The 6,839-nt window shown below is 50.8% G+C and carries 8 protein-coding genes and 1 tRNA gene; 4 read left to right on the forward strand and 5 right to left on the reverse strand.

Annotation, left to right across the window (positions count from 1 at the left end; translation table 11 throughout):
* Positions 1–902: 902 nt before the first annotated feature.
* Positions 903–1,106, reverse strand: a complete 204-nt coding sequence (locus ACYC56_RS10375; RefSeq protein ID WP_461374106.1) for a hypothetical protein — start codon at positions 1,104–1,106, stop codon at positions 903–905.
* Between the two features lie 204 nt (positions 1,107–1,310).
* Between ACYC56_RS10375 and ACYC56_RS10380 the strand changes: the two genes are divergently transcribed.
* The gene (locus ACYC56_RS10380) at positions 1,311–1,790 is read left to right on the forward strand and encodes a hypothetical protein (RefSeq protein WP_461374107.1); all 480 of its coding nucleotides are present in this window, start codon (positions 1,311–1,313) and stop codon (positions 1,788–1,790) included.
* A gap of 169 nt (positions 1,791–1,959) precedes the next feature.
* Here the strand turns inward: ACYC56_RS10380 and ACYC56_RS10385 are convergent.
* Positions 1,960–2,033 (reverse strand) — tRNA-Pro (locus ACYC56_RS10385).
* Positions 2,034–2,179: 146 nt separating this feature from the next.
* Here ACYC56_RS10385 and ACYC56_RS10390 point away from each other — a divergent pair.
* Entirely contained in the window at positions 2,180–3,280 is a 1,101-nt protein-coding gene (locus ACYC56_RS10390) for a glycosyltransferase family 4 protein (protein WP_461374108.1), read from the forward strand.
* On the opposite strand, the gene ACYC56_RS10395 is transcribed toward ACYC56_RS10390, so the two are convergent.
* Positions 3,277–4,431 carry a site-2 protease family protein gene (locus ACYC56_RS10395; protein WP_461374109.1) on the reverse strand — a complete coding sequence of 385 codons (1,155 nt, stop codon included), beginning with the start codon at positions 4,429–4,431 and terminating at the stop codon, positions 3,277–3,279. The two genes, ACYC56_RS10390 and ACYC56_RS10395, sit on opposite strands and share 4 nt — an antisense overlap.
* A 225-nt stretch (positions 4,432–4,656) precedes the next feature.
* On the opposite strand from ACYC56_RS10395, the gene ACYC56_RS10400 reads away from it, so the two are divergent.
* Positions 4,657–4,845, forward strand: coding sequence for a ferredoxin (locus tag ACYC56_RS10400; protein ID WP_461374110.1), 189 nt, complete (start codon positions 4,657–4,659; stop codon positions 4,843–4,845).
* Positions 4,846–4,984: 139 nt separating this feature from the next.
* Positions 4,985–5,347, forward strand: a complete 363-nt coding sequence (locus ACYC56_RS10405) for a BON domain-containing protein (protein WP_461374111.1) — start codon at positions 4,985–4,987, stop codon at positions 5,345–5,347.
* 18 nt (positions 5,348–5,365) lie between these two features.
* Here the strand turns inward: ACYC56_RS10405 and ACYC56_RS10410 are convergent, their stop codons facing one another.
* Both ACYC56_RS10410 and ACYC56_RS10415 read right to left on the reverse strand, forming a co-directional pair.
* Positions 5,366–6,484 (reverse strand): type IV pilus twitching motility protein PilT, encoded by a 1,119-nt coding sequence (locus tag ACYC56_RS10410; protein WP_461374112.1) that lies wholly within the window; start codon positions 6,482–6,484, stop codon positions 5,366–5,368.
* Positions 6,485–6,502: 18 nt separating this feature from the next.
* A partial coding sequence (locus tag ACYC56_RS10415) for a secondary thiamine-phosphate synthase enzyme YjbQ (RefSeq protein WP_461374113.1) occupies positions 6,503–6,839 on the reverse strand: 337 nt, incomplete at its 5' end.

Raw genomic sequence — 6,839 nt, forward strand, 5'->3', positions numbered from 1 at the left:
TATTGCTCACACTTCTCTTCCCGCCATCCCAAAAATCCCCTGAAGATGCGTTTGCAGTAGCTGGCAAAACCGATCCGACTATTAAAATCATAAGAACCGCTAGCAAATTGAACTTTGCTTTTTGTTTTGTAAAGCCTCTTACCATGAATAATGCCTCCTTTTATTGTAACTATCATGATGGGCGTTGTATACGAGTAAGCACCCCCTTTCTTGGTATGTTTGGTATTGCCAAAACTTAGGAAAACATTCTACTGACCACTCTTACTGATTTGGGTCAGGAATGCAGCTCAGTAAGGAAGAGAGGTGTCGTTTATTTTCCGTAGGAGACGCAGCCAAATCTTGCCTCTCTGACATGGTCAAGTTACTGCATACGCTGAGCAGCCATCTATTATAAGCAAGCTTTAGTTTATGCAGTTAAACAAGGCTGCTTAGCTAGCTTTAATCTGCTGGTAGACCAATAATGATTCAATGGGCGAATCGAGTATTTCTGACTTTGTGAGACCGTCATAACAACTTCCGAGAATTTTCCTGCTTATCACTGCTTAATACGATTATTGCAGTGTTACGAGCGGTAAGTCAAGTAACAATATATTGTTAATACGTAGTTATTTAAAGGATTAAATATATAGAGGATAGGGGACGCTGTTCACATTCGCAAAACTCTCACCGGGTTGAAGAGCTATAGCTCTTCAACCCATAACCATACCCCATAACAATAGGCAAAAATAGAAAAATGGCTTGTCAAAGCCATTTTCCCAGGTAGGTGGTCGTCCTGACAGGACATTATTCAAACCTGGATTTGTTAGAGAAATTGACTAGGCACTTCTCTGAGCTGCAATAATATTTTAGCATACTGGTTCGGAAAGTCGATAATTATGTAAATCGGCGAGGCATAAAGACCATTACAGCGCAGCAGCTGCCGTCGGTGGCTGTTCTTCCCTAATATCGATTATTTGAACGTGGTCCTTTTCTATATCGTCGAAGAACCATAGTCCTTCAAGAACGAGAGTAACCGCCCGCTCTTTGGTTTTCGCTTCAGCCGCAGAGGTTTTTCGATAGGCTTTTTTATTGGGTTGTTTTACATCGTAGGTTATAACATAACGCATCGTTGGTTCCTTAACATTAAGCCCTCTTAGCCGACGGATTGTACTTTAATGTCCGCTTATCTCCACCTATCTCCGTTAGTTTCCATTATAGTTCGTCCAGCATTATCGAACAAGTGGCGCTAACACTCTAACTCGACGTTTGTAAACTGTTTCTCGTATAATAGATAAGGTTTGTCATCGTTCTTCGTAGCAGGGATTGATTACATGGGTTCCGATTACTATACGGATCGCAGTTTTTCTGATAAGTATATCGCACAAGCCTTCGGAATATTAAGCTTACTTCCAGCAGGTCTCTTTGTTGATTTTGAAGAGGCGAGTTTTGAGAGCGATATCAAAGAGGCTACAGACGTTATAGCAGTCGCCAATGGAAGGTACCGAATCCCAATGCGCTTCCGACGGCCACATAAAACGTATCGTGATCTAACTATACGCTCAAGCCGGCCAACCGGTATAAAAACAGAACTTCAAAAGATCAAAGAAGGATTTGGGGATTATTATTTTTACGGCTGGACTGAGGGTGATACGATAATCGAGTGGATGCTCGTTGACCTTGATAAACTTCGTGCAAGCGGACTACTTGAAAAATCTAGAAGAGAAATCCCGAGTCCCGATAGAACATATTTTATTGCGATCGATCGAAATGAACTCGAAGAGCACGGCTGCATCATCGCCTCTAAGTTTTAGCTGAAGGACAGACAACGCTATGCGCTATTTCTGTCTCGGGTAATCGAAAAGTATATAGTTGCCAAGCCATCTTCAACTAAACTCTTGCGGGTTCGAATCCTGTCACCTCTTAACTTCCCCATAAAAAGAAAAAGGCTTGTGAAAAGCAAATTCACAAGCCCATAAGTTGTCGGGATGAGAGGATTTGAACCTCCGGCCTCCACGTCCCGAACGTGGCGCGCTGCCAAACTGCGCTACATCCCGATTGCGGTTTTTATTATACCATCTTTTCGCGTAAATACCAGCTCTCAGCGTTGCCAAGTGCTCTGCGCAAACATTCAGGCAATTTAGTTTAACAAACTTCTCATAAAAGCGTCAAAAGCTACCGGATTCTGGGTATGCTATCTAGTATGAGAAAAATTGAGTCACAGCAGCTTAAAATTGCACTTATTGCGCCTCCCTGGTTCCCGGTGCCGCCAACCGGATATGGGGGCATCGAGCTTGTCGTTTCGATTCTTACCGAGGGGCTCTGCCGTAGGGGTCACGACGTCACCCTCTTTGCGTCCGGGGATTCGGTGACGCAGGCGCGGTTGGTATCGGTGTTTGAGGCGGCGCCGATTAAGAAGCTTAAGGAAAACGTACACCTTGAGAACATGCAGTCGCTGGCGGCCTATGAGCGGGCCGAGGAGTTCGATATCATCCACGACCATGACGGCTATGGCAGCCGCCTTCTCGGGGCGCTCACATCGAGACTTTTGGCGAAACCGGTTATCGCAACGATGCATGGGCCGGCCGAGCCGTATAGCCTCGGGTTTTACCAATCACTCGCATCGGATTTGCTCTTTGTGGGGATCAGCGAATACCAGCGCACCAGCTTCGGCGGTATCGATTTTTTGGCGACTATTCCCAACGCCATTAAAATCAATGACTATCCCTTCTCTGAAAACGCGGATGATTACCTGCTCTTTGTGGGGCGTATGAGCGAAGAAAAAGGTGCACGCCAGGCCGTATCCGTCGCTAAGAAGCTTGGCAGGAGGCTCATTATGATCGGCAAGTGCAGCGAGGCAAATGAGATCAAGTACTTTAACGCGTATGTCAAACCCATCATGGGAAACAACACCGAGTACTTGGGCGAGGTCGATCTTGCAACCAAGCTGGAGCTTTACAGGAATGCCGAGTGCCTGCTCTTCCCCATCCAGTGGCCGGAACCGTTCGGGTTGGTAATGATCGAGTCGATGGCCTGCGGTACCCCGGTGGTAGCGATTAGAAACGGCTCGGTACCGGAGGTCGTACACCACGGGCGCACCGGCTTCATCGTCGACGATGAAGCCGGCATGGTCGAAGCGGTCAAAAACATTGGGGGTATCGAGCGCCTGCAGTGCCGCAAGCATGCGGTCGAAGAGTACAACGAAGAGGTCTTTATCGACCGGCATGAGCTTGCCTACGAAAACGCGCTCTCCCTCAACGAGGAGAGAAAAGCAGGGATGTCCACCATCACGCTTGGTGACTAAGCCGCACGCTTTTGCTCCCTTTCTTCTTCTTCGGCTTCACGACGCAGCCGCTTTGCGACCGCCCGTGTGACATCCGTACGCGTTAATATCCCGATGAGATGCCCGCCTTTCATTACCAGTAAGCGCCCTTCGGCCTTAGTGGTGAGTTTAGGCATGACATCCGTCACCTCGTTATCCGGCGAGGCGACGATATCGGTTGAGAGCGGGCGCAGCACGTCGCGTACGTGCTTGCGGCCCCAACTCCTTCGCGGGACATCCTTAATGCTGTTAATCGTAATCACGCCCTGAACGCTACTATCTTGGACCACGGGGTACGCCACCCAGCCGTGCTGCATGAAATAGTCTTTCACCATGCTCTCGATAGTGATATCGGGAGAGACCGTTGCCGGGTTCTCGGTCATGGCCTGGCCTACTTTGATGCCCTCCATAGCCTGCTGAGCGATGACCTGGTAGTAGCTTTGCTGCGCCGCCCGCAGTAAATACCAGCCTATCAAGACGAACCACAGCAAGCTGGAATTGCCGATAAACGGACCCGCGATACCGATCACGATCATCAGATAGGCAAATCCCTTGCCAAGCCCCGTCGCGACGCCCGTCGCATAGCGTACATCCTTTGAAACGTGCCAGACGATCGAGCGTAAAACCCTACCGCCATCGAGCGGAAAGCCCGGAATCAGATTAAACACTCCGAGCAAAAGGTTTATGTACCCGAGCCAGAACAAGGGTATGCTAACAATGGGGCTCCATCCTGTTGTACGACCCACAAAAAAGAACCCTAGGAAAATGCCGCCGATAGCCAAGCTGCTAAGCGGGCCGGCAGCCGCCATCCAAAACTCGCTGCGTGGGGTGGGCGGCTCCTCCATTATCTGGGATACGCCGCCAAAGAGCATAAGCCGTATGCCCTCGATTGTCATCCCGTAGCTCTTCGCGACAATCGAGTGCATGATCTCGTGAAGTAGCACCGAGCCGAAGAACAACAAGGATGTTACGACCCCCATCACTATATAGACGACAGTGGTTTGCCCCGGTATGAGTTGCGGGAAGAGTGCCGATGCCAGCCCAAACGTGATGAGCGCAAAGATCAGGAACCAGCTATAATCCAGGCTCACTTCAATACCGTACACCTTGCCGATTTTTATACCACCATTCATATCCTGCGCCTCCAATCTTCGTTAGACAATTCTTCTTTACCCATGGTTTTACATATAAAACAGATTTCGACCAGCGGTTATTGTAATGAAGTAAAGCGCTTTGGGCGGATGGGTTTGCTTGCCGCTTGCTGAGTTATTGACATGCTGAAAACATCGGAATAAACTTCTTATGTCGGCAAACTCAGTTTCCGGCCCGCAAGGAGTACCTATTTTGAAGGAGAGAGAATGCGCCCTGTCGTTGATCACGAAGAGTGTATAGGATGCGGACAATGCGAACAGATCTGCCCCGAAGTATTTGAACTTCGCGAAGACGGATTCGCCTATGTGGTTAAGGCACCCGGCGACCAGTTTCGCGCCCAGGTGGACGAGGCAGTCGAAGAATGCCCCACCGGCGCCATAGCCTTGGAAGAATAATAGAGAGCGTGTTTTTGTTACCCATTGGGAATAAACAGTTCATGGAGGTGAGCCGATGGGTCGCAGCGGATATACGCCGCCGGGATATGGATACTGACCGCCGCCGTTAGCCTGGGGTCTACCGGGCTATTACGGCTGGATGATGCCGCCCGTGCCGCAGGGGTATTATCCCCCACCAATCCCCTTTGCCCCTCCCGTCCCTCCGGGATACGGCCGGGGTCATCAACAGACGCCGCATGAGGAACTTCCCGATGATGAGCAGATTCAGGAGATGATCGAGGAGTCACTCGACTGGGACCCCTTGATTCCCTACGGGGCCGATATTGAAGTCGGCGTAGATGCGGGCGAAGTGACGCTCAGCGGCAATGTACCCAACAAGCGCGCGAAACACGCCGCCGGAAACGATGCTTTTTGGGCGCCGGGAGTTGTTGATGTAAAAAACGAGCTGGTGATCGAGAAAAAGGGGCGGCGGGGTAAAAACGAGAGTCAGGATGCCGCTTAACCTCGCCTGGTAAAACGGCTAGGCGATATAGCGGGACGGTGGCTCGTCCATAAAGAAGCCGGATTGCTTTGCCTTGAGCTTGAAATCATGGGCGTGGCTCGACATGGAGACCGCGTTTTCCATGGTAACCTTGCCCTCTCCCACAAGCTCGAGCAGGCCCTGGTCGAAGCTTTGCATGCCGTAATACTCGCCTTGCTCGATGGCCTCGTAGATCTTGGAGGTCTCTCCCTCGTTAACGATATATTCCTTGATGGTCGAGGTATTGACCATCACCTCGACCGCCGGTATCCTTCCCCCACCGACCTTCGGCAGAAGCCTGAGGGATATAATACCTTTCAGTGACGAAGCAAGCATGAGTCGCACCTGTTTTTGCTGGTGCGGTGGGAAGAAATCGATGATCCTGCTGATAGTCTCCGTCGCGTCGACGGTATGAAGCGTGCTCAAGATGAGGTTTCCCATCTCGGCCGCAGTAATCGCGGCTTTCGTGGTCTCCATGTCCCGCATCTCGCCGATCATGATGACATCGGGGTCTTGTCGCACCACGTACTTGAGGGCGTCGGCATAGCTATCGGTATCGATGCCGATTTCGCGCTGGTTAACGATGCTTCTTTTATCCTGGTGAAGAACCTCGATCGGGTCCTCTATGGTCATAATATGGCAGCGCCTCGTGTTGTTTATGCGGTCGATTATCGCCGAGAGCGTAGTCGTCTTGCCGCTTCCGGCGGTACCCGTGACGAGGATAAGACCCCTGGGCTCATCCGCCAACTTCTCGATGACTGGTGGCAGACCAAGCTCGGTCGTACCAAAATTCTCGTTCCGCACCTTCCTTAGAACTGCGCCAACGCTTCCCCGCTGCCTGAACGCGTTTACCCTAAACCTTCCGATTCCGGCCAGGCTGTAGGCAAAATCGACCTCTTTCCTGCTTGTGAACTGTTGCTTCTGGTGCTCGTTCATAATGCTAAGCGCAAGACGCTCCGTATCCTGCGGTGTAAGCGGGGGTGCATTCACCACCAACAGGTCACCGTCTATTCTGAGTGTTGGCGGGCTGCCGACCTTAAGGTGTATATCCGAGCCTTTTTGCTCGGTTAGCACGCGAAGCAATTCATTCATTTCCATATTTGATAGTTCGGTCTGCATGATGTAAAACTTTACACGCTACGCACCGATGACTTTTACGACCACCTTACGACGCCTTGGCCCGTCAAGCTCGACCAGGAAAATATTCTGCCAGGTACCGCGCTCCAGCTTTCCACCCGTTATTGGCATAGTCAGGCTGCACCCTACTACCGCGCTTGTTAAATGCGACCACGCATTGTCATCAATACGGTCGTGCTCATAGCGCCTGTCTCTCGGGATAAGGCCGGTGATGGCCGCGGTCATATCCGAGATAAGCCCCCGCTCGTGCTCGTTGATGATAAGCGCCGCCGTTGCATGTGGTACGTATACCAGCACGATGCCCCCTTGTATCCCGCTTTTATCGACTTCGGCGATT

Source organism: Candidatus Aquicultor sp., assembly GCF_054640775.1.